At 44.7% G+C, this 671-nt stretch carries 1 protein-coding gene; it reads left to right on the top strand.

From position 1 onward, the window contains the following. The coding region (locus tag V5290_RS17330; protein WP_333388777.1) for a hypothetical protein at positions 1-671 on the top strand (671 nt) is incomplete at both ends.

The following is a 671-nucleotide window of genomic DNA, read 5'->3' as shown; positions in this document are numbered from 1 at the left end:
ATTATGAAATCGTAGATGGTACAGTTGTCTTAACAGAAGCGGGCGCAGAACTTGTCAATAGTGGCGAAGAATTACCTACATTTACATTAACACCAAATGACGGCACTACTGACGGTGAAGCCGCAACTGTTGAGCCAGGTGTTACTACTACCAATGATGCACCAGAAATAACTATTACTAGCAGCAATGACTTCACTGAAGATGACGGCAGTGCCGTTGAAGGTGCTGTGGTTGCGACGTTTGAAACAACAGACGAAGACGGTGACGAGGTTACTGTTACATTAAGCGATACCGTAAATTATGAAATCGTAGATGGTACAGTTGTCTTAACAGAAGCGGGCGCAGAACTTGTCAATAGTGGCGAAGAATTACCTGCATTTACACTAACACCAAATGACGGCACGGTAGACGGTGAAGCCGCAACTGTTGAGCCAGGTGTTACTACTAGCAATGATGCACCAGAAATAACTATTACTAGCAGCAATGACTTCACTGAAGATGACGGCAGTGCCGTTGAAGGTGCTGTGGTTGCGACGTTTGAAACAACAGATGAAGACGGTGACGAGGTTACTGTTACATTGAGCGATACCGTAAATTATGAAATCGTAGATGGTACGGTTGTCTTAACAGAAGCGGGGGCAGAACTTGTCAATAGTGGCGAAGAATTACCT

Origin of the sequence: Psychromonas arctica, from assembly GCF_036697365.1 — a bacterium.
In the GTDB taxonomy this organism is placed as follows: domain Bacteria; phylum Pseudomonadota; class Gammaproteobacteria; order Enterobacterales; family Psychromonadaceae; genus Psychromonas; species Psychromonas arctica_A.
Note: the sequence above shows the minus strand (reverse complement) of the source record. Positions and strands in the feature narration are given on the sequence as shown.